This window comes from Tsukamurella conjunctivitidis (assembly GCF_007858475.1).
Lineage (GTDB): Bacteria > Actinomycetota > Actinomycetes > Mycobacteriales > Mycobacteriaceae > Tsukamurella > Tsukamurella conjunctivitidis.
Genome location: NZ_VIGX01000155.1, coordinates 1 through 616, shown reverse-complemented (window position 1 = coordinate 616; position 616 = coordinate 1). Strand labels below are relative to the sequence as shown.

The window sequence follows — 616 nt, the reverse complement described above, 5'->3', positions numbered from 1 at the left end:
GCCGAGAGAACGTCGAAGCCGGCGAATCGCAGTGAGGAGGCCAGGAGGTCGCGGATGTTGGGTTCGTCATCGACGACGAGGAGGCGTGCCTCGCCCTGCTCGGAACTCTGGGGGATCGACATGCATCCAGTCTCACGCGCCAATCTGAACGTTTGCTGTGTATCAGGTGGAAGTCTCGGCCGGTGCTGTGTGTGACACCATGGGAGGCAGCCCCACGCCGCCCTCTGGAAGGACTCCTCATGACCGATCCCCTGGACCCGGAGGGAGTCTCCTTCGTCCCCGTCTCCCGGAGTCTGGTGACCGTCCGTGTGATCGCCATCCTCCTGTGGACGCTGGTGCCGGCCCTGGCGACTGCTGTCGTCGCCGTCCTGGTGACCCCCTGGGTGTGGATCTCCACCGGCGTGTTCGTGCTCCTCATGGCGTGGCTGTTGTGGTTGGTGCCCCGCCAGGTGCGGGCCATCGGTTTCGCTGAGACGGAGGAGGAGTTCCTCATCCGCCGCGGCATCATGTTCCGCAGCCTGACAGTTGTGCCGTACGGACGCATCCAGTACGTCGACGTCTCCGAGGGGCCCGTCGCCCGGCGGTTCGCAATCGCCTCCATCACCTTGCACACGGC

Annotated in this window: 1 protein-coding gene and 1 pseudogene; one reads left to right on the top strand and one right to left on the bottom strand. The window is 65.4% G+C overall.

Annotation, left to right across the window (positions count from 1 at the left end):
- Positions 1-122: pseudogene (locus FK530_RS26815) on the bottom strand (DNA-binding response regulator); the annotation flags it as partial.
- A 117-nt stretch (positions 123-239) separates the two neighbouring features.
- Here FK530_RS26815 and FK530_RS24810 point away from each other — a divergent pair.
- Positions 240-616, top strand: a 377-nt coding sequence (locus FK530_RS24810; RefSeq protein ID WP_146489466.1) for a PH domain-containing protein, incomplete at its 3' end; no start/stop codon positions are given.